This is a genomic window from Ruegeria sp. SATB045, from assembly GCF_059613525.1.
This window is the reverse complement of the sequence record NZ_JBXWSR010000028.1, coordinates 288,728-307,057: the sequence shown is the minus strand read 5'-3', so window position 1 is coordinate 307,057 and position 18,330 is coordinate 288,728. Positions and strand designations below refer to the sequence as shown.

The window sequence follows — 18,330 nt, the reverse complement described above, 5'->3', positions numbered from 1 at the left end:
GGATCAGCCTGCGCTGCACCCTTTGATGTCAACCGCGTGATTTGCGCCCAGAACGGTGATCCTGATCTCGGACCGCTCCAACGCAAAGGGCGCCCCGGATGCGCTGATCACTTCGGACGTAGCAACAAGCGTGTCACCCTGGCGCTCAGTGTCGGGTTGTGATGCCCAAAGAGTGGGATTGCCGGGCTCAATCACTGCCAGTTCCTGACCGCCAGCCGAGGGCATCGTCACCCGAGCTTCGATCTGCATCCCGTCCGATGTCGGTGTCAGGCGGCAGCTGGCCTGAGCGACCCTTGCCTCTTTTGCGGAATAGGGGCGCTGCGCGAGTGCTGCGGCAATGGCCGGGTTGCGCCCGGCATCGGCGTTCAGCTTGTGATCGAAGTCCAGTTGTGCCGGGATGCAGACTTCCTTGCACACGCCAAGATCCATCGTACCTTTCAGGTGCACAGGTTGGCTGGGATTCTTCGGTGTAATCTCAACCGGCAGAACAAGCTGGTCTTCGTACCCGATGGATTGCAGTCCATTCTGGACAAAGACTTCAGGGGTCGGCCAGGTGATCGACACGTTCCCAACATTGTCTGAACTGTTCCAGTCGAAATGCGGTGGAATGCCTGCATCACCGGGCGCGCGCCAATAGGTTTTCCACCCATCATCCAACGTCACCCGCACGGCTGTCATATAGGTTCCCTGCGTGGTGCGACCACCGTCGAGAATATCCAATTCTGCCACGGTACCAGTCACCTGAGCGAATGCCGGGGCAACAAATCCAAGGGCGAAGGTCAATGCGACCGCTGAGACTGTCATATGTACGTTCATAACCTATAAATGCGCGGTCCCGACGCAGATTCCAAGTCACGTTCAGGTCACTCGAATGAAATCTGCGGAAATCTGCGCTGATCTCTTGCCAATCGCCGCCGCTCGGGGCCATTGTTGAAGGGCACCAAGCAAGAGATGCCATCTTATGGACCTGACCGGAAAACTGTTGATTGCGATGCCGGGTATGGGCGATCCGCGCTTCGATCATTCGGTGGTATATATGTGCAGCCACGGAGATGATGGGGCGATGGGTCTGATCATCAACAAGCCGTCAGACCTGCGGATCAAGACTTTGCTTGGGCAGCTCAACATCGCCTGCCGAATCCCTGTCGTGGGCGAACGCCTCGTACATTTTGGTGGGCCGGTCGAGATGTCGCGCGGCTTTGTTCTGCACAGTTCAGACTATGATGCGAATCTTCATTCGATGAAAATTTCGGATGATTTCAGCATGACCGCGACATTGGACGTCCTTGAAGATCTGGCCTCGGGTCGTGGTCCACTCAATTCGACATTGGCGCTGGGCTATTCCGGCTGGGGTCCGGGCCAACTTGAGGATGAGATCGCCATGAATGGCTGGCTGACCACGGATGCGTCCTCGAAACTGGTGTTCGACGTCCCCGATGACGAGAAATGGGAGGCCGCGCTTGCCACTTTGGGTGTTGATCCGTTGACTTTGTCGGCCAGCGCCGGGCGTGCCTGATCAGCGATCGCGCGGTGCAGCGGCGCGGCGCAGACGGTCATTGATTGCTGCCCCAAGGCCGTGATCCGGGATTGGTGAAACCGCAATCGGTCGACCGGTGGTATTCAACTGGTGCAGCGCTGCAAACAGGTTAGCGGCGGCTTCGACCAAATTGCCTTTAGCCGACAGGTTGAGGTCGCAAGGAACAGACCCAAAACCCAACAGCACCTCGTCCCCCTGAGTGGCGTCAGCATTCAAGCGAACCGGGGCATCGGGCGCGTAGTGGGATAGTAACTGGCCGGGTGCTGTCAGCAGATCTCCGGTTTGATGTAGATGGAGGCGGGTGTTCAGGGTGCTCTCGATCTCTTCCAGCGCGACGCCGCCTGGGCGTAGCAAGGTTGGCTCACCGGCCAGTCCAACGATCGTCGATTCCAGACCGACCCCGCAAGGACCGTCGTTCATGATAGCGGCAATGCGTCCGTCCAACCCGGTCCGCACGTGATCAGCGGTTGTCGGGCTGATTTGCCCTGACGGGTTCGCTGACGGCGCCGCAACGGGCCCGTCAAAGGCTTCAAGAATAGCGTGTGCCGTAGGATGGGCCGGAACGCGAACGGCCAGCGTATCGAGGCCAGCCGTCACCAAAGACGACACTTGATGGTCAGCGCGCAATGGCAAAACCAAAGTCAGCGGGCCGGGCCAAAAAGCATCTGCCAGAACCTGTGCCTGATCGGACCATGTCACAAATCGCTTTGCGGCGTCGACCGATGCGACATGCGCGATCAATGGATTGAAACTGGGGCGGCCTTTGGCTGCATAAATGCGGGCCACGGCCTCTCCGTTGCGAGCATCGCCGCCTAGCCCGTAGACTGTTTCGGTCGGGAAAGCGACAAGCTGTCCTTGCCGCAGCAGGTCCGCTGCCTGCGCAATTCCGGCCGGGTCGGCGAACAGTTCGTGTGTTCCGTTGGGGATCATGGGTGGTGACGCCGCGTTTTGATTGCTTGTATCATGGGGACAGGTACGTAATCGTCCAAATCCAGATGAATAACGGTGGGCGCTGGGTTTTCCAACCCCGCCGTTGCAGACCTTTATACAGCCCCGAGGTGAAGCCATGCCATATCGCGCACCAGTCTCTGACTACGAATTCCTGTTCCGCCACGCGGTCGATTTCGGACAGATCGCCGCCACTGACAAGTTTTCGGAAGCCAGCGAAGACGTGGTCAGCGCGATTCTGACCGAAGCTGGAAAGATGTGCGAAGAGGTCATGGCCCCGCTGCAACGCCCCGGCGATCTGGAGCCGGCACGGCTGGAGAACGGTGTTCTGCGGACCTCACCGGGTTATGGCGACGGCTGGAAAGCGATTGCCGAAGGCGGCTGGATCGGCATGAGCGCGGATCCCGAATATGGTGGCATGGGCCTGCCAATGACTCTGACAACCGCCGTAAACGAGATGATGTCAGCGGCCTGTCTGTCACTGCAATTGGCCCCGCTGATGACGCAGGGCCAGATCGAAGCGTTGGAACACCACGCCAGTGATGCGCTGAAAGAGCTGTACCTGCCCAAGATGATCGCAGGCGAGTGGTCAGGCACCATGAACCTGACCGAACCGCAGGCCGGTTCGGATGTGGGTGCGCTGACATCAAAAGCGGAACCCAATGGCGATGGTACCTATGCGGTGTCGGGCCAAAAAATCTACATCTCTTGGGGCGACAACGACTTTGCGGAAAACGTCTGCCACCTTGTTCTGGCGCGTCTGCCCGACGGCGTCCCTGGAACCAAGGGGATTTCGCTGTTCCTGGTACCCAAATACCTACCGGACGAAAACGGCAATCCCGGAGTGGCGAATGACCTGAAAGTGGTTTCGCTGGAACACAAGATGGGCCTTCACGGCTCGCCGACCTGCGTGATGCAGTATGACGGTGCCAAAGGCTGGCTTGTGGGCAAGGAACACGGCGGTATGGCCGCGATGTTTACCATGATGAACAACGCGCGTCTGGGCGTGGGTGGTCAGGGCGTTGGCGTTGCTGAAGGTGCCTATCAGCACGCATTGGCCTATGCGTTGGAACGCAAGCAGGGCAAGACGCCTTCTGGCACCATCATCGACCACGCCGATGTGCGCCGGATGCTGATGAGCATGCGTGCCGAAACATTTGCGGCGCGGGCGATCATGCTGGCCAATGCGGCGGCGATCGACATGGCGACGGCCACCAATGATCCTGAATGGGTGTCGCGCGCTGCGCTGCTGACCCCGATCAGCAAGGCGTTTGGAACCGAAACAGGCATGCGCGTCTCGGAAGAGGGCGTGCAGGTCCACGGTGGAATGGGCTTCATTGAGGAAACCGGCGCGGCGCAGTTCTATCGCGATGTCCGCGTGACAGCGATCTATGAGGGAACCAACGGCATTCAGGCGATGGACCTTGTGGCCCGCAAGATGATGGATGGCGGCGAAGCGGCCAGCCGTCTTCTGGACGAGATCGAGGATCACGCTGAAACGGCCCGTGCAACCATGCCGGAACTAGCTGGTCCGGTCTGGGAAGCCACCGAAAGCCTGCGCGAGGCCACCGAGTGGTTGGTGTCGCAGGCCGACATGAACAACCGTTTTGCCGGTGCCGTGCCCTATTTGCATGCCTTCGCCCGCATTTTGGGCGCGCATTACCACCTGAAGGCGGCGCTGGCCGAGCCCGAAGGTCCGCGCTTCAAGCTGGCGCGCTTCTACATCAACGCATTGCTGCCTGAATACTCAGGTCTGCTGGCGCAGGCGCAAAACGGGGCCGAGGATGTCTACGGTCTCAGCGCAGAAGAACTGGCCGCCTGATGGACGGCGAGAGCCCTTTGACGATCCGTTATCCCTGGCCCGAGGCTCCGGCCCCGGGCGAGGCGACCGAGGTCGCTGAAGGCGTGCTGTGGATGCGCTTGCCGCTGCCCATGGCGCTGGATCACGTCAACATCTATGCGCTGGATGATGGCGACGGTTGGACGGTGATCGACACCGGTCTGTCCTCGAACAAGACGCGCCGCATATGGGCTGATTTGATGGCGGGCCCGCTGGGCGGCAAGCCGGTCAAACGGGTGGTGGTGACACACCACCATCCTGACCATGTCGGCAATGCCGGTTGGTTCCAGTCCGAACACGGAGCCGAGCTGGTGACAACCCGCACCGCATGGCTGTTTTCGCGGATGCTGCAGTTGGACGTGCAGGAAACCTGGCCGACCGAGACGCTGGATTACTACCGCAGCGCCGGGATGGATGCGGATTTCTTGGCCAAACGCATGACCGAACGGCCGTTCAATTTCTGCGATACGGTCTATCCGATGCCGCTGGGCTTTACCCGTATCAAGCAGGGCAGCGTGATCCGAATGGGCGGGCGCGATTGGGACGTGCATATGGGCAATGGCCACGCCCCCGAACACGCGACCTTCTGGAGCCGTGACGACAATCTGGTGATCACCGGCGATCAGATCCTAAGCTCGATCAGCCCCAATCTGGGGGTTTATGTGACCGAGCCGCTGGCCGATCCGGTGGCCGAATGGCTTGAGGCCTGTGAGCGGCTGCAAGGGTTGGCGCGCCCCGATCACCTGGCGTTGGGCGGGCACAAGCTGCCCTTCACTGGCCTTCCGCTGCGGATGAAGCAACTGATCGACAATCACCATGGTGCGTTGGAGCGTCTGCAAAACTATCTGGACACGCCCAAAACCGCCGCCGAGTGCTTTCCGCCCCTGTTCAAACGCCAGATCGGCGATGGCGAATATGGGCTGGCTCTGGTCGAGTCGGTTGCACATCTGAACCATCTTTACCACATTGGAGCGGTGACCCGGACGCGGCGCGCAGACGGGGCGTGGGAGTTTCAACGCAAAGGGTAATGCCATGGACAAAATCGAAACCTCGGCCGAGGCAGCAGAAGCGGCGGCCTTGCCCCGCTGTTACGAAGTCCATGCCAACCCTGACGCCCAATCCGGCACACAAAATCTGCCCGACACACTGCAAAAACCGGTTGAAAGCAAAAGCCCGGCGCAATGGGCCTATGAGCGGCTGATCCTTTATATCCAGAATTTCGAGAAAACGCTGGATGCCGATCACGAGGTCGCCATGGGTTTCACTGGTGGCGATGCAGGCGTGATGCGGATCGAAGGGATGGGCTATTTCGACCCTGATATGATCACCTTTTATGGCTCGGACGGGCCCGGCGCGCGGACGCAATTGGTGCAGCATGTCAGCCAGCTGAACGTGATGCTGCGCGCCCTGCCCAAATCGGTCGAGGACAAGCCAGCCAACCGCATCGGATTCCGTCTGGCTGCCGATCTGGAAGAAAGCTGAGCGTACATCTTGCAATTCACCTCTGCGCGGCCTTGAATATGTTGGTCATTCGAGGGGAACGCTGGTGAGCCTTTTTTCAGCCGTTACAACATCCTATCGCGGCGCCTGGGCGCGACGACGTGTCTTTGTGCCGATCTATCTGGCCGTGCGCCTGCTGCTGGTTGCGCTGATCGCGCCGGGGGTGGCGATTACAGTCAATCTGGCGGTGTCGCTGTCAAACCAGACCGCGCTGACGGATCAGGCCATCGCCGCATTCATCCTGTCTCCGGTCGGGTTCGTGGCGGCTGTGGTGGTGCTTAGCCTGTTTCTATTGGCTGAGGTGCTGGTCTTTTCGGTCATGGCAGCCTCGTTACGAATGGGTGAACGTGACCCGTGGCGCGCGGGCAGTTCCGCCATTGGCCTGATCCTGTCGCGCCTGCCCGCTCTATTCGGTTTCGCGGTGCGGTTCGTGTTGCGGGTGTTGCTGTTGGTTGTGCCATTTGCCGCTGTCGCGGCGGTGATCGCGTGGTGGACCCTGACCGAATATGACATCAACTATTACCTGACGTTCCGCCCGCCATCCTTCCTTGTGGCCGTGGGCCTGATCGGCGCGGTGGTGCTGGTCATGGCTTGGGTGTTGATCCGCAGGTTCTCGGCCTGGGCGCTGGGCCTGCATCTGGTGTTGTTCGAATCCGTTGCCCCCGCCAGCGCCTTCAACGTCAGCGCCACCCGGATGGAGGGTAAGCGCGGGCGGCTCAAGCTTGAGCTGGCGATCTGGCTGTGCCTGCGCATTGTCATTGCCGCGTTGATTGCGACGGTGGCGGGGTTGTTGTTCGATCTGGTGCCGCTGCAGGGGGCGTCTCATCTGAAAATGGCGCTGATCTACAGTCTGATCGTAGCCGGGCTGTGGTCTCTGGCCGGGCTGGTTCTGGCCGCAACGGCGCTGGGCGCGCTGGCGGTGCTGCTGGATGGGTTTTTCGAGATCAAGACCTCGGAGCCCCCGCATCCCGAACCGGGCAATCTGCGCGTGCCGCTTCTCGCCGCTCTTGGCGGCGCGGCGGTGGCCTTGGTTGCGGGGCTATGGGTCGGGCAGGAGGTGCTGGACCGTGTCGATGCCCCCGACCGGGCCGAGGTGATCGGCCACCGGGGGGCTGCAGCGTTGCGGCCGGAAAACACCATGGCCGCAGTTCTGAAAGCCATTGAGGACGGTGCCGATTGGGTCGAGATCGACGTGCAGGAAACGGCAGATGACGTGGTGATCGTGGCTCATGACAGTGATTTCATGAAACTGGCGGGCGTGCCCACCAAGGTCTGGGATGCCACGATGGAAGACGTGGCCGAGATCGACATCGGCAGTTGGTTCGATCCTGAATACGCCGACGAACGCACCCCGACTCTGCGACAAGTTCTGGAGGCAGCAAAGGGCAAGGCCAAGGTCATCATTGAGTTGAAATATTACGGTCACGACGTCGATCTGGAAAATCGCGTCGCCGCGCTGGTGGAAGAGTTCGAGATGCAGGACGACATCGCCACCATGTCGCTGAAATACCCCGCCGTGCAGAAAATGGAAAAACTGCGCCCTGACTGGCGCGCCGGTGTTCTGGCCGCCACGGCGGTCGGAGACCTTTCAGGGCTTGAAGGTGAGTTTGTGGCCGTCAATGCGGGCATGGCGACGCCGGGGCTGGTCCGCAGCGTGCAGGCGGCGGGCAAGGATATCTATGTCTGGACGGTGAATGACCCGCTGCAGATGTCGGCCATGGCCTCGATGGGGGTGGACGGGTTGATCACCGATGACCCGGCGCTGGCCAACGAGGTGCTGCGCATTCGGGCCGAGATGGGCCCGGCTGAGCGCCTTTTGCTGTGGCTTGCAACCAGTTTTGGCATGTCCGTGGACAAAGAGGCGATGCGCGATGCCAGCCCGTAAACTGGCGCTGATCCTTTCGGTTCTGGCCAGCCCGGTCGCGGCGCAAGATTTCATGCGCAGCCTCGAACTGCCCGCCCATCGCGCGCTGATCGCGCAAAGCGAGGGAGCAGATTTAACAGTATTCGAAACTGATGGATGCTCGGGCGGGTTGTCGACCAGCTGGCGGTTCGTGGCCGAGACCTTCCCGAAGTTCCGCGCTTTGTATGAAGCGCACCCACCCTGGGAATACTGCTGCGTGGCCCATGATCGGGCCTATCACAACGCGGGTGCAGCCCTGCGCGCCGAAGACAGTTATGACGCGCGCCTGTCAGCGGATGACACGCTGCGCGCCTGCGTGAAACAGCACGGCACTGAGCACGCCGAAGAGTATTCCGTCCGCTATGACATGACACCCGACCAGATTCGCACCGCCCATTCCGTGACAGCCGAAGCGATGTTTGCGGCTGTTCGATTCGGCGGCGCACCCTGTTCTGGCCTGCCGTGGCGCTGGGGCTTTGGGTATCCGGGCTGTTCGGTGTTCCAATCTGCGGCCCCTGCGCGCGAATGACGTGGTGACAGCCCTCGCGTTTTCGATTACCAACGTCTCAAACACGCGAATTGGGAATCTTTCACATGGCTGAATACAAGCACGGCGAAATGGACATCAAAGTTCAGGAAAAAACATTTGACGGCTTTATCAAGGCGACCACCTGGTGCGTCGTAGCCATTGCCTTCCTGTGCCTGTTCCTGGCGGTTTTCGCTTCTTAAACCTTAAAATCGGGGTCCATCGTGATCAGGATAGTGATTGCCTGCCTTCTGGCAGCAACGGTGGCTGGCTGCGTGGGCTCTCAACGTCCGCAGGCCGATTTCTCAGAGATTGCGGCCCGGTCCTATAGTGATCCCGGCCCGTCGACCCTGACGCTCTATACGATGATCAGCACGCGCACCGGTTCGGGGGCGCATACCTCGTTGATGATCAGCGGCAGCGAGCGGGTGATTTTTGACCCCGCAGGATCTTTCCGCGCCGATGTGGTGCCGATCAAGGATGATGTGCTGTATGGCATCACTCCCAACGTGGAGCGCGCCTATCGCAGCAGCCACGCGCGCGAGACGCACTATGCCCGCGTCCAGACAATCGAAGTGACCCCGCAACAGGCCGAAATCGCGCTGCAACTGGCCAAACAATCCGGCCCGGTGGCGGGGGCGTTTTGTACCAATTCAACCGCGCAACTGCTGCAGCAGGTGCCGGGGTTCGAGCAGATCAGCACCACCTTTTACCCCGTGAAACTGTCCGATCAGTTCGGCCAGATACCGGGAGTGGTGACGACGGAATACCGCGAGAATGACTCGGCTGACTTGCAAGCTGGGTTGGCAGCGAACAATGCCCTGCTGAACCAGCAGGACACGGCCCTAGCCCAGTAGATACAGCAATCCGTAAAGGGTTCCGGCCCCGCTGAAAATCGCTGCGATAACGTTCTTGGTCCAAAGCCCCACGGCCACAGAGACTGCCGCAGCCGACATGCGCGGTATGTCCGGCTGGCCTTCGGTCGCGGTTGGCCAGACCACCAGCGGCGCAATCAGCGCAGGGATGATCGCCACGGCTGTATAGCGTAGATGGCGCAGCAGCCAGGGGGGCATCGGTCGGTCTCCGACCAATCCGATAAAGACAAAGCGCAGCCCATAGCTGCCGATCGCCAGTCCGATGATAATGGTCCAGATGGTAACGGGATCTGGCGGGGTCATATCCGGGCCTTTCTGCGCTCAGCGATGAGTTCGGCCTGAGCGCCTGCGATCATGCCCGCGCATCCGGCGATCAGCAGGCCAAGGTTATAGGGGACGCCGACGGTGAACAGCGACACGACGATGGCAACAAGGGCCGCGACCACGTGCGGTAAGGTCCGCATCATCGGCCCGATCATGGCCAGAAAGGTGATCGGCAAGGCAAAATCCAGCGCCCAGCTTTCAGGAATACGCGTGCCCAGCACTGCCCCCAGATAGGTCGCCAAGATCCACAACGGCGTGATCGGCGTAACTGAGCCTACGAAATAGGCCATTCGCTGCGGCACGCTCATGTCGGGCTGTTTTTCGAACTGGATGATCGAGCTGGCATAGGATTGATCCACGGTCAGATAGGCCGCGAATGCCCTCTGCCACATCGGCGCGGCCCCCAGATAGGGCGTCAGCGAGGCGGAATACATCGCCATCCGCAGGTTCACCGCCAAAGCCGAGATCAGGATGATTGCCGTCGGCGTCTGGTCCTGCAGCAGTTGCAGCGCGGCAAACTGCGCCGCCCCGGCAAAGACGGTCGCGGTCAGCGTCATGGTTTGCAACAGGTTCAGCCCGGCTTCGGTCGCGAAGACGCCGAACAGGGTGCCGAAGGGGATCGCCACAAAGATGAACGGCGTCCCGTCGCGAAAACCCTTCCAGAAGTATGACTTGGATGTGGTGTCTGCCATGGCTAAATCCTATGGTGATGCCCGCAGCAGTATCTGTCTTACGAAGGGGTTGCAATTGGCCACGGAACTCGATCTTTCGGACTACATCATCGCCCCCGATCCCGGCGCGGTCCGCCTGACCCGCGCGGTTGAGGGCGTGGACCAGAATGGTGAGGTCAGCCATATCTCGGTGGTTGAGGAGCGGCCGCTGACCATTTTCCTCAACTCGCAGGAAATCGTGACGGCGATGACCATTGGCGACTATCCCGAATATCTGGCGCTGGGGTTCCTGCGCAATCAGGGGATGCTGCTGGCGGATGACGAAATCACCCGCGTCGACTATGACGATGATCTGGAAACCGTGGTCGTGCGCACGGCGCGTGAAACCTCGTATGAAGACAAGCTCAAGAAGAAGACCCGCACCAGTGGTTGCGCCGTGGGCACGGTCTTTGGCGATATGATGGAGGGGCTCGAGGGTGTGCGCCTGCCACAGGTTCAGGTTCGGACCTCGTGGCTGTATGATTTGGCCGCCAAGATCAACCGCACGCCGTCATTGTACCTTGAAGCCGGGGCGATCCACGGCACGGTGCTGTGCCACGAAAATCGTCCGCTGGTCTATATGGAAGACGTGGGTCGTCACAACGCAGTCGACAAAATCGCGGGCTGGATGCTGTCCGAAGGCGCGGTGGCCGAGAACAAGATCCTCTATACGACGGGCCGTCTAACGTCCGAGATGGTGATCAAAACGGCGATGATGGGCATCCCGGTATTGGCGTCTCGGTCCGGTTTTACGGCGTGGGGCGTCGAGATCGCGCGCGAGGTCGGCCTGACCCTGATCGGTCGCATGCGCGGGCAGCGGTTCGTGTGCCTGTCGGGTGAGGACCGTCTGCTGCGCGACATCGACCCGGCCAGCGTGGCGGTTGAGGATAAGAAACATCGCAGGAAGAGTGCGGGATGATTGAAATGCTCGCAGGGCTTGAAGAATTTCTGATCCTCCCGATTCTTATTGTCACAACGCTCTATTCCATAAAATTCCAATATGCGGATGAGCTGGCGATGAACATGGCGCTTGCGGCCTATCCCAACGATACACTGGATCAGCTTGAGTGGGGCGCTCTGACCGACTTGGTCGGAACCTCTCGTGCGTCTGATAATCCGAAACGGCGAAAGTCGACGCGTTTGCGTGTGTTGTTTTGGGGACTTCCTGGTTTGAATGGGCTCGACAGGCCGACACTAACCGCGGTGCGGCGATACCGGCTAAACACCGCGGCCATATGCCTCTCGGTCTTATTGATCGCTAGTGTTTGGTCTTACTGGTTGGTTGGTCTTCTGGTTCTGTTCGCTGTCGGCATCTTTATTCGGACGCCGAACTGGCCCGCTGTGAAAGGACTGACGACATGACCAAACCCCTCGGAGTTATCCTCGCCGGAGGACTGGCGACCCGGATGGGTGGCGGCGACAAAGGGCTGCTGCGCATCGGCGGGCAGAGCCTGATGGCGCATGTGATCGACCGGCTTGCGCCTCAGGTGGGCGGGCTGGCCTTGAACGCAAATGGTGATCCTGAGCGGTTTGCCGATCTGAACCTGCCGATCCTGCCGGATACGATTGACGGCTTCGCGGGCCCTCTGGCCGGGGTGCTGGCGGGCTTGGACTGGGCGGCGACACAAGGCGCGGACTCTATCATCACCGCCGCTGCCGACACGCCGTTTTTCCCCCGTGATCTGGTGACGCGATTGACCGAGGCTGCGCAGGGCCAGACCCACCCGCTCGTGCTGGCCACCACGCCGCGCAGGGGGGACGAAATGCTGAAATCCGGCGGGGGCAAACGCATCAACCGGCACCCGACCTTTGGCCTCTGGCCGGTGGCGTTGCGCGATGATCTGCGGGCGGCGCTGCAGGACGGTTTGCGCAAGGTGGTGATCTGGACCGACCAGCACGACGGGCGCGAGGCGCTGTTCCCCGCCGAGCCGTTTGATCCGTTCTTTAACGTCAACACGCCCGACGATCTCGCGCGGGCCGAACAGCTGCTGGAGCAGGCATGAGGGTTTACGGCGTCACCGGCTGGAAAAACGCCGGCAAGACCGGGCTGATGGAGCGTCTGGTGACCGAAATCACCGGGCGGGGGTTTACTGTCTCGACCCTTAAGCATGCGCATCACAGCGTTGATGTGGATCAGCCCGGTACTGACAGCTATCGCCACCGCACGGCAGGCGCGTCCGAGGTGCTGTTGGTCTCGGGTCAGCGTGTCGCCATCATGCAAGAACTGCGCGGCGCGCCCGAGCCTTTGATGGACGACCTTTTGGCTCGCCTGACCCCGGTCGATCTGGTGCTGATCGAAGGGTTCAAGCGAGAAGGCCATCCAAAGATCGAGGCGTTCCGGGCCGAGGCCGGAAACGCGCTGATGGCCCCCGAAAACCCGACGATCCGCGCCGTGGCCAGCGACACGCCGCTGCAGGTGGATCAGCCGGTTTTTGACCTGAACGACACAGCGGCGATTGCCGATTTCATCTTGCGAGAGGTGGGGCTATGACCAAACCCGACATTGCGCCCCCACCCCTGCGCAACGATTGTTTTGCCTTGCCCGCCGGGGTGAACTGGACCCCGGTCGACGATGCGCTGGCCCTGTTGCGCGACCGGCTGACCGTGGTTGCAGGCGTGGCAACCGTGCCTTTGGCGCAGGCCACCGGGCGTATTCTGGCGCAGGAGGTTATCGCCCAACGCTCGAACCCGCCGCAGCCCAATACGGCGGTGGATGGCTATGGCTTTGCCGGGGCCGCGCTTGACGGCCCGCAGGTCATGCCGCTGCATCCGGGGCGCGCGGCGGCTGGGATACCGTTTGATGGCACGGTGCCCGAGGGCCATGCGTTGCGTGTGTTGACCGGGGCGGCACTGCCTGCGGGCGTGGATACAGTCATTCTGGAGGAGGACGTGACCGTTCAGGACGGCCACATCGCTTTTCACGGGCCGCTGAAACGCGGCGCAAATACGCGCAAGGCAGGCGAGGATGTGGCCGAGGGCGACGCGGTTCTGCCCGCCGGACGTCGCCTGACCCCGGCCGATCTGGCGCTGTTGTCGGCCACCGGTCTGGCCGAGGTTCCGGTGCGCAAAGTGCTGCGCGTGGCGGTTCTGTCCACTGGGGATGAACTGGTCGAACCCGGTGAATCCGCCGGTCCGGGCCAGATTTACGATGCCAACCGTCCGATGCTGTTGTCCTTGTTGGAACGCATGGGGTTTGAGGCGGTCGATATGGGCCGGGTGCCCGACGACCGCGAGGCGTTGCGGACTTGTCTGAACCAAGCCTCTGAACGCGCGGATGTGATCCTGACCAGTGGCGGCGCGTCTGCCGGGGATGAGGACCATGTCTCGGCCCTGTTGCGGCAGGCAGGGGCGATGCAGGAATGGCGGATTGCGTTGAAACCCGGTCGCCCTCTGGCGCTTGGGATGTGGGACGGAACGCCTGTGTTCGGCCTACCCGGAAACCCGGTGGCCGCTTTGGTTTGCACGCTGATCTTTGCGCGCCCGGCCTTGGGCCTGATGGCGGGCGAGGGTTGGTCGACCCCTCAAGGCTTTGACCTGCCCGCCGCGTTTGAAAAGCGTAAGAAACCGGGCCGCCGCGAGTATCTGCGCGCCCGCATCCGTGATGGCCGGGCTGAGGTGTTCGCCTCCGAGGGCTCAGGTCGGATCAGTGGGCTAAGCTGGGCTGAAGGGCTGGTCGAGATTGGGGATGGCGCGTGCCATATCAAACCGGGCGACATGGTCCGGTTCATCCCCTATGGCAGCTTTGATCTTTAATCGAAGGTTCCAGCCACTCGACCCAACAACATGAACGCCCGCGCGGTGCGCGTGTCGCCAAGCGCGGTCAAGTCGGCATCGCTGGCCTCGGGCTCGAACTCGATGATCATGTGGTCGAACCGGCGCAGAAAGTGGTGCGCGGCATCGCGGAAGATGGGATCCTGCTTCATCCGGGCTGACGTCAGCGCCAGTGACGAACGGTCCCTTATGCCGCCCAAAGCAGCCACGGCTCGCCCGCGTGATCCTTGCGCAAATTGCCGCCAGATTTCCGGACGCGCCATGTCGGGGCGCAGGTCATCCATGTAGATGCCTTCCTGACTGAGCAGGGTCAGCACGTCCTGCGACGCCTGCACCAGCTGCGCGGTCTTGCGGTCTTTCAGCGCCAGCCTCAGGGCATTGAACCCTTCGGTGTCTTCCTGCGTTTCAGGGAAGTTCAGGGCGCGGATGAACACATCCGTCCCAAGCGGAGGCGCGATGTCTTCGGCCTGTGTTCCAAGTTCCAGCGTGGTCTGGTCGCCGTTTGCATTCGGGGTCTTGCCCCGAACATGCTGAGTCCGATGCGTGGAAAACGTGGCCAGGGTGCTTTCTGTCTTTTTGGCTGTCTCGACAATTTCGTCCAGTTTCTTGGACACATTGGGCTCATAGACGCTGGAGGCGCGCTGCTGCTGAGCGATCAATGCATTGCGAATCGCGTCGATCGAACTTTGTAGCCGCGCGCTTTCTTCACGCATGATACGGCTGGCGCGCAGTGCCGTGGCTGCCACCCAGATCATGGCAATTGGCATGAAAACCGCCAGCAGCGTTACCACGAAACCGCCGCCTTCTATTTTGCCGGGCAACACTAGGAATACGACCGACACGACCAGCCAGATAAGGCTGAGAACGATGGCCGCGATTTCGATTTCGGTCAACGCGGGTTCCGCTGGCCGGTCATACATACCAATCGGTGTGGGCCGTTCGGTTTCGTGCTCTGGCGTGGACTCGGACATTGTCGGCGCTTGGCTTAGGCGTACTCGATACTCAGGATTTCATAGGAACGTACACCACCAGGGGTGCGGACTTCGACACTGTCACCTTCTTCCTTGCCGATCAAGGCGCGGGCGATAGGAGATTTGATATTCAGCAGGCCACTTTCGATACTGGCCTCATATTCACCCACAATCTGCCAGGTCTTTTCCTCGTCAGTGTCCTCATCGACCAAAGTGACCTTGGCGCCGAATTTCACAGCACCGGACAGCTTTGCTGGGTCGATCACGTCGGCCAGCGACAAGATACCTTCCAGTTCTTTGATGCGGCCTTCGATAAAGCCCTGCTTTTCACGCGCCGAGTGATACTCGGCGTTTTCCTTCAGGTCGCCCAGCTCTCGGGCCGAGGCGATGGCTTCGATGATCGCCGGGCGCTCGACGGATTTGAGGTTTTTCAGCTCCGCCTCGAGCGCGGCATTGCCCGCAGGCGTCATGGGAATCTTTTCCATATTCTCGTCGTCCACGCATAAATTGAGTCGCCCCGCCGCACGAGATTGGCGCCGGGGCGAATGATTGGGTCGTCAAGTACCTGACCCAAATGGCGCGTGAAATGCAAGGGGGCTAAATCACGCCAACGCGGATTACAGCCTACGTGTAGCTAATCACCTCGAATTCGATCCCGTTGTCGTCATCAAAATAGAACCTTTTGCCCGGTTCGTAATCAGCATGCGACGTTGGCGTGAATCCTGCTTTGATAACGCGGGCTTCGGTTTCGTCGATATCTTCGACCAGAACACCAACATGATTAAGCCCACCAACGATGTCATAGCTGCTTTCTTGTGATGGTTTGGGATCGCTGGGCGCGTAAAGCGCCAAATATGTGTGTGCGCTGCCCACATGGACCGTATATCCGCCCGCGATGGCCGGTCCTTCCCAGCGGGTTTTCCAACCAAAGACTTCGTGCATCCATTTGGCCGAGGCCTGAGGGTCGCGGACGGTAAAGTTGGTGTGTTCAAGCGTCGCCATCATGGGATCTCCTTTTTTCATCTTGAGGCGTGTCGCGACTCACTGTATTTTCTAAACCTAACTTTAGGTCAAGGTATTTGTTGGAGGAAAAGTTGGCGTTATCCGAGGGGCTGGCCATTGGCGCTTTGGCCCGGCGCACGGGATTGGCTGTTTCGGCCATTCGCTACTATGAGGCGCAAGGGTTGATCACCCCGTGGCGCAATGCGGGCGGGCAGCGGCGGTATCAGCGCGCTGATATCCGGCGGCTGAGCTTTGTCATCATCGCCCAGCAGTTCGGTTTGTCTCTGCCGGAAATTCGGCAGGTGATGTCGGGCCTGCCGGGCAATCGGACGCCAACACCAAAAGACTGGCAAAAGATCAGCGTCGGGCTGCGCGCGCATCTGGATCAGCGAATCGAGACGCTGACGCGGTTGCGTGACAATCTGGATGGATGCATTGGCTGCGGCTGTCTGAGCTTGCCCAAATGTGCGCTTTACAACCCGGATGACCGGGCCAAGTCAAAGGGAAGTGGCCCCAGGTACCTGCTGGGGGACAGCCCGGACGCGTGATCTGCCGCATTGCGGCATTGTTACGCCGTGTTCTGATTGACCAAGGACTTGGTGAACATGTAGTCAGCAGGGAAAGAAAATTGCGCCGAGCACGTGCACAAAGCGCCAATTCGGAAAGTTAGCTAAGGAGCCCGCGATGGCCGATATTGAACGCGAAGCGATGGAATACGATGTGGTGATCGTGGGCGCAGGCCCGGCCGGTCTGTCTGCAGCCATCCGTTTGAAACAGCTGGATGCCGATCTGAACGTTGTCGTTCTGGAAAAGGGCTCGGAAGTCGGGGCGCACATTCTGTCTGGTGCGGTGCTTGATCCCTGCGGCCTGGATGCTTTGATCCCGGACTGGAAAGAGAAGGGCGCGCCGCTGAACACAGAGGTGCATGAAGACAATTTCTATATGCTGGGTGAGGCCGGTCAGATCCGCATCCCCAACTGGCCGATGCCGCCGCTGATGAACAACCACGGTAACTACATCGTGTCGATGGGCAATGTTTGCCGCTGGATGGCCGAACAGGCCGAAGAACTGGGCGTAGAAATCTTCCCCGGTATGGCCTGTTCCGATCTGGTTTACGGCGAAAATGGCGAAGTCAAAGGCGTGGTGGCCGGTGTCTTTGGTTTGGAAGCCGATGGCTCATATGGTCCGAACACCGAGCCGGGGATGGAGCTGCACGGCAAATACGTCTTCCTGTCGGAAGGTGTGCGTGGATCGCTGTCCAAAGAGGTTATCGCCAAATACGACCTGTCAGCGGGCAAAGAGCCGCAGAAATACGGCGTTGGCATGAAAGAAATCTGGGAGATCGACCCGGCCAAGCACAAGGAAGGCTCAGTCACACACACGATGGGCTGGCCTCTGGGCAGCAACGCGGGTGGCGGATCGTTCATCTATCACCTGGAAAACAATCAGGTCTATGTCGGTTTCGTGGTTCACCTGAACTATAAAAACCCGCACTTGTATCCCTACATGGAATTCCAGCGCTTCAAGCACCATCCGATGGTGGCTGAACTGCTGAAAGGCGGCAAGCGCGTGGCCTATGGCGCTCGTGCGATCACCGAGGGTGGCTATCAGTCGATGCCGAAACTGGTTGCGCCGGGTGTGGCGCTGCTGGGCTGTTCGGCGGGTATGGTCAACGTGCCGCGCATCAAGGGCAACCATAACGCGATGCTGTCGGGCAAAGCCGCAGCCGAGGCCGCCTTTGACGCCATCAAAGCCGACCGTTCGGGCGACGAACTGACCGCATACGAGACCGACGTGCGCGAAGGTGCCATCGGCTCCGACCTGAAAAAGGTGCGAAACGTCAAGCCGATCTGGTCGAAATGGGGCCTGACCGCATCGCTGATGCTAGGCGGAATGGACATGTGGACCAACACGCTGGGCTTTTCGTTGTTCGGGACAGTTGGCCACGGCAAGAACGATGCCGAGGCGACCGAGGAAGCCAGCAAGCACAAGCCCATCGACTATCCAAAACCCGATGGCGTGCTGTCTTTCGACCGCCTGACCAACGTATCCTTCGCGGCCACCAATCACGAGGAAAACCAGCCGTGTCATTTGAAACTGGCCGACCCGGCAATTCCGGTCAGTGTCAACATGCCCAAGTTCGACGAACCTGCGCAACGCTATTGCCCGGCGGGTGTCTACGAAATGGTCGAGGATGAAAACGGTCCGCGATTCGTCATCAACTTCCAGAACTGTGTTCACTGCAAGACCTGCGATATCAAGGATCCCAGCCAGAACATCACCTGGACAACGCCGCAGGGTGGCGACGGACCGAATTATCCCAACATGTAAGCGAAAAACGGGCAATGGCAGGGTCGTGAAGGCTCTGCCATTGCCTCTTTCCGGCCGAAGCCCTAGCTTAGATAGCAGTCAACAATGGCAGG

At 60.3% G+C, this 18,330-nt stretch carries 22 protein-coding genes; 15 read left to right on the top strand and 7 right to left on the bottom strand.

The features are described 5' to 3' along the window. Window positions 1–3: 3 nt before the first annotated feature. Window positions 4–804, bottom strand: coding sequence for a protein-disulfide reductase DsbD domain-containing protein (locus AC2FNR_RS16730; protein ID WP_480866799.1), 801 nt, complete (start codon window positions 802–804; stop codon window positions 4–6). Window positions 805–961: 157 nt separating this feature from the next. On the opposite strand from AC2FNR_RS16730, the gene AC2FNR_RS16725 reads away from it, so the two are divergent. Beyond that, complete coding sequence (locus AC2FNR_RS16725) at window positions 962–1,516, top strand: YqgE/AlgH family protein (RefSeq protein WP_170353576.1); 555 nt, start codon at window positions 962–964, stop codon at window positions 1,514–1,516. Here the strand turns inward: AC2FNR_RS16725 and AC2FNR_RS16720 are convergent, their stop codons facing one another. Then, the gene (locus tag AC2FNR_RS16720; RefSeq protein ID WP_496850193.1) at window positions 1,517–2,467 is read right to left on the bottom strand and encodes an L-threonylcarbamoyladenylate synthase; all 951 of its coding nucleotides are present in this window, start codon (window positions 2,465–2,467) and stop codon (window positions 1,517–1,519) included. A 136-nt stretch (window positions 2,468–2,603) separates the two neighbouring features. On the opposite strand from AC2FNR_RS16720, the gene AC2FNR_RS16715 reads away from it, so the two are divergent. From AC2FNR_RS16715 to AC2FNR_RS16685, 7 genes are all read left to right on the top strand, one after another. Further along, window positions 2,604–4,307 (top strand): acyl-CoA dehydrogenase family protein, encoded by a 1,704-nt coding sequence (locus tag AC2FNR_RS16715; RefSeq protein ID WP_496850191.1) that lies wholly within the window; start codon window positions 2,604–2,606, stop codon window positions 4,305–4,307. After that, window positions 4,307–5,353 carry an MBL fold metallo-hydrolase gene (locus AC2FNR_RS16710; protein WP_496850190.1) on the top strand — a complete coding sequence of 349 codons (1,047 nt, stop codon included), beginning with the start codon at window positions 4,307–4,309 and terminating at the stop codon, window positions 5,351–5,353. The genes AC2FNR_RS16715 and AC2FNR_RS16710 overlap by 1 nt, the downstream gene beginning before the upstream one ends. 4 nt (window positions 5,354–5,357) lie before the next feature. Then, the gene (locus AC2FNR_RS16705; protein WP_170353572.1) at window positions 5,358–5,807 is read left to right on the top strand and encodes a DUF6173 family protein; all 450 of its coding nucleotides are present in this window, start codon (window positions 5,358–5,360) and stop codon (window positions 5,805–5,807) included. A 64-nt stretch (window positions 5,808–5,871) separates the two neighbouring features. Continuing rightward, window positions 5,872–7,710 (top strand): glycerophosphodiester phosphodiesterase family protein, encoded by a 1,839-nt coding sequence (locus AC2FNR_RS16700; protein ID WP_496850188.1) that lies wholly within the window; start codon window positions 5,872–5,874, stop codon window positions 7,708–7,710. Then, on the top strand, window positions 7,697–8,257 hold the full coding sequence (locus tag AC2FNR_RS16695; protein ID WP_496850186.1) for a hypothetical protein: 561 nt from the start codon (window positions 7,697–7,699) through the stop codon (window positions 8,255–8,257). Before AC2FNR_RS16700 ends, AC2FNR_RS16695 begins: the two co-directional genes overlap by 14 nt. A gap of 65 nt (window positions 8,258–8,322) precedes the next feature. Further along, window positions 8,323–8,457 carry an aa3-type cytochrome c oxidase subunit IV gene (locus AC2FNR_RS16690; RefSeq protein ID WP_170353569.1) on the top strand — a complete coding sequence of 45 codons (135 nt, stop codon included), beginning with the start codon at window positions 8,323–8,325 and terminating at the stop codon, window positions 8,455–8,457. Between the two features lie 21 nt (window positions 8,458–8,478). Beyond that, window positions 8,479–9,111 carry a hypothetical protein gene (locus AC2FNR_RS16685; RefSeq protein ID WP_170751874.1) on the top strand — a complete coding sequence of 211 codons (633 nt, stop codon included), beginning with the start codon at window positions 8,479–8,481 and terminating at the stop codon, window positions 9,109–9,111. Here AC2FNR_RS16685 and AC2FNR_RS16680 read toward each other — a convergent pair. Then, the gene (locus tag AC2FNR_RS16680; RefSeq protein WP_496850184.1) at window positions 9,100–9,432 is read right to left on the bottom strand and encodes an AzlD domain-containing protein; all 333 of its coding nucleotides are present in this window, start codon (window positions 9,430–9,432) and stop codon (window positions 9,100–9,102) included. The genes AC2FNR_RS16685 and AC2FNR_RS16680 overlap by 12 nt on opposite strands. Continuing rightward, on the bottom strand, window positions 9,429–10,145 hold the full coding sequence (locus AC2FNR_RS16675) for an AzlC family ABC transporter permease (protein ID WP_496850182.1): 717 nt from the start codon (window positions 10,143–10,145) through the stop codon (window positions 9,429–9,431). The genes AC2FNR_RS16680 and AC2FNR_RS16675 overlap by 4 nt, the downstream gene beginning before the upstream one ends. Here AC2FNR_RS16675 and AC2FNR_RS16670 point away from each other — a divergent pair. From AC2FNR_RS16670 to AC2FNR_RS16650, 5 genes are read left to right on the top strand one after another with little or no spacing between them, the layout of a single operon-like run. After that, window positions 10,144–11,082 (top strand): formate dehydrogenase accessory sulfurtransferase FdhD, encoded by a 939-nt coding sequence (locus tag AC2FNR_RS16670; RefSeq protein ID WP_496850180.1) that lies wholly within the window; start codon window positions 10,144–10,146, stop codon window positions 11,080–11,082. The genes AC2FNR_RS16675 and AC2FNR_RS16670 overlap by 2 nt on opposite strands. Then, window positions 11,079–11,525 (top strand): hypothetical protein, encoded by a 447-nt coding sequence (locus AC2FNR_RS16665; protein ID WP_496850179.1) that lies wholly within the window; start codon window positions 11,079–11,081, stop codon window positions 11,523–11,525. The genes AC2FNR_RS16670 and AC2FNR_RS16665 overlap by 4 nt, the downstream gene beginning before the upstream one ends. Then, window positions 11,522–12,166: a molybdenum cofactor guanylyltransferase MobA gene (mobA, locus tag AC2FNR_RS16660; RefSeq protein ID WP_170751868.1), complete on the top strand. Its 645-nt coding sequence runs from the start codon at window positions 11,522–11,524 to the stop codon at window positions 12,164–12,166. Before AC2FNR_RS16665 ends, mobA begins: the two co-directional genes overlap by 4 nt. After that, complete coding sequence (gene mobB / locus AC2FNR_RS16655) at window positions 12,163–12,654, top strand: molybdopterin-guanine dinucleotide biosynthesis protein B (protein ID WP_496850177.1); 492 nt, start codon at window positions 12,163–12,165, stop codon at window positions 12,652–12,654. Before mobA ends, mobB begins: the two co-directional genes overlap by 4 nt. Continuing rightward, on the top strand, window positions 12,651–13,916 hold the full coding sequence (locus AC2FNR_RS16650) for a molybdenum cofactor synthesis domain-containing protein (RefSeq protein ID WP_496850175.1): 1,266 nt from the start codon (window positions 12,651–12,653) through the stop codon (window positions 13,914–13,916). Before mobB ends, AC2FNR_RS16650 begins: the two co-directional genes overlap by 4 nt. Here AC2FNR_RS16650 and AC2FNR_RS16645 read toward each other — a convergent pair. The 3 genes from AC2FNR_RS16645 to AC2FNR_RS16635 all read right to left on the bottom strand — a co-directional run bounded on the left by AC2FNR_RS16645 (window position 13,913) and on the right by AC2FNR_RS16635 (window position 15,910). Then, window positions 13,913–14,905 carry a hypothetical protein gene (locus tag AC2FNR_RS16645; protein ID WP_496850173.1) on the bottom strand — a complete coding sequence of 331 codons (993 nt, stop codon included), beginning with the start codon at window positions 14,903–14,905 and terminating at the stop codon, window positions 13,913–13,915. The two genes, AC2FNR_RS16650 and AC2FNR_RS16645, sit on opposite strands and share 4 nt — an antisense overlap. A gap of 14 nt (window positions 14,906–14,919) precedes the next feature. After that, window positions 14,920–15,390, bottom strand: a complete 471-nt coding sequence (gene greA / locus AC2FNR_RS16640; protein ID WP_170353560.1) for a transcription elongation factor GreA — start codon at window positions 15,388–15,390, stop codon at window positions 14,920–14,922. Window positions 15,391–15,529: 139 nt separating this feature from the next. Continuing rightward, window positions 15,530–15,910, bottom strand: a complete 381-nt coding sequence (locus AC2FNR_RS16635; protein ID WP_170751858.1) for a VOC family protein — start codon at window positions 15,908–15,910, stop codon at window positions 15,530–15,532. A gap of 89 nt (window positions 15,911–15,999) precedes the next feature. Between AC2FNR_RS16635 and soxR the strand changes: the two genes are divergently transcribed. Together soxR and AC2FNR_RS16625 are read left to right on the top strand one after the other, a co-directional pair. After that, window positions 16,000–16,455, top strand: a complete 456-nt coding sequence (gene soxR, locus AC2FNR_RS16630; protein WP_496850171.1) for a redox-sensitive transcriptional activator SoxR — start codon at window positions 16,000–16,002, stop codon at window positions 16,453–16,455. Between the two features lie 136 nt (window positions 16,456–16,591). Beyond that, window positions 16,592–18,238 carry an electron transfer flavoprotein-ubiquinone oxidoreductase gene (locus AC2FNR_RS16625; protein WP_496850169.1) on the top strand — a complete coding sequence of 549 codons (1,647 nt, stop codon included), beginning with the start codon at window positions 16,592–16,594 and terminating at the stop codon, window positions 18,236–18,238. Window positions 18,239–18,330 lie beyond the last annotated feature (92 nt).

Excerpts from the sequence above, each read along its gene's own strand:
- greA (WP_170353560.1), bottom strand. The coding sequence starts at position 15,390 with ATGGAAAAGATTCCCATGACGCCTGCGGGCAATGCCGCGCTCGAGGCG.
- AC2FNR_RS16680 (WP_496850184.1), bottom strand. The coding sequence starts at position 9,432 with ATGACCCCGCCAGATCCCGTTACCATCTGGACCATTATCATCGGACTG.
- AC2FNR_RS16720 (WP_496850193.1), bottom strand. The coding sequence starts at position 2,467 with ATGATCCCCAACGGAACACACGAACTGTTCGCCGACCCGGCCGGAATT.
- AC2FNR_RS16650 (WP_496850175.1), top strand. The coding sequence starts at position 12,651 with ATGACCAAACCCGACATTGCGCCCCCACCCCTGCGCAACGATTGTTTT.
- AC2FNR_RS16635 (WP_170751858.1), bottom strand. The coding sequence starts at position 15,910 with ATGATGGCGACGCTTGAACACACCAACTTTACCGTCCGCGACCCTCAG.
- AC2FNR_RS16715 (WP_496850191.1), top strand. The coding sequence starts at position 2,604 with ATGCCATATCGCGCACCAGTCTCTGACTACGAATTCCTGTTCCGCCAC.
- AC2FNR_RS16710 (WP_496850190.1), top strand. The coding sequence starts at position 4,307 with ATGGACGGCGAGAGCCCTTTGACGATCCGTTATCCCTGGCCCGAGGCT.
- AC2FNR_RS16725 (WP_170353576.1), top strand. The coding sequence starts at position 962 with ATGGACCTGACCGGAAAACTGTTGATTGCGATGCCGGGTATGGGCGAT.
- AC2FNR_RS16645 (WP_496850173.1), bottom strand. The coding sequence starts at position 14,905 with ATGTCCGAGTCCACGCCAGAGCACGAAACCGAACGGCCCACACCGATT.
- AC2FNR_RS16670 (WP_496850180.1), top strand. The coding sequence starts at position 10,144 with ATGGCTAAATCCTATGGTGATGCCCGCAGCAGTATCTGTCTTACGAAG.
- AC2FNR_RS16625 (WP_496850169.1), top strand. The coding sequence starts at position 16,592 with ATGGCCGATATTGAACGCGAAGCGATGGAATACGATGTGGTGATCGTG.
- AC2FNR_RS16690 (WP_170353569.1), top strand. The coding sequence starts at position 8,323 with ATGGCTGAATACAAGCACGGCGAAATGGACATCAAAGTTCAGGAAAAA.
- AC2FNR_RS16675 (WP_496850182.1), bottom strand. The coding sequence starts at position 10,145 with ATGGCAGACACCACATCCAAGTCATACTTCTGGAAGGGTTTTCGCGAC.
- AC2FNR_RS16695 (WP_496850186.1), top strand. The coding sequence starts at position 7,697 with ATGCCAGCCCGTAAACTGGCGCTGATCCTTTCGGTTCTGGCCAGCCCG.
- AC2FNR_RS16665 (WP_496850179.1), top strand. The coding sequence starts at position 11,079 with ATGATTGAAATGCTCGCAGGGCTTGAAGAATTTCTGATCCTCCCGATT.
- AC2FNR_RS16730 (WP_480866799.1), bottom strand. The coding sequence starts at position 804 with ATGACAGTCTCAGCGGTCGCATTGACCTTCGCCCTTGGATTTGTTGCC.
- AC2FNR_RS16705 (WP_170353572.1), top strand. The coding sequence starts at position 5,358 with ATGGACAAAATCGAAACCTCGGCCGAGGCAGCAGAAGCGGCGGCCTTG.
- mobB (WP_496850177.1), top strand. The coding sequence starts at position 12,163 with ATGAGGGTTTACGGCGTCACCGGCTGGAAAAACGCCGGCAAGACCGGG.
- mobA (WP_170751868.1), top strand. The coding sequence starts at position 11,522 with ATGACCAAACCCCTCGGAGTTATCCTCGCCGGAGGACTGGCGACCCGG.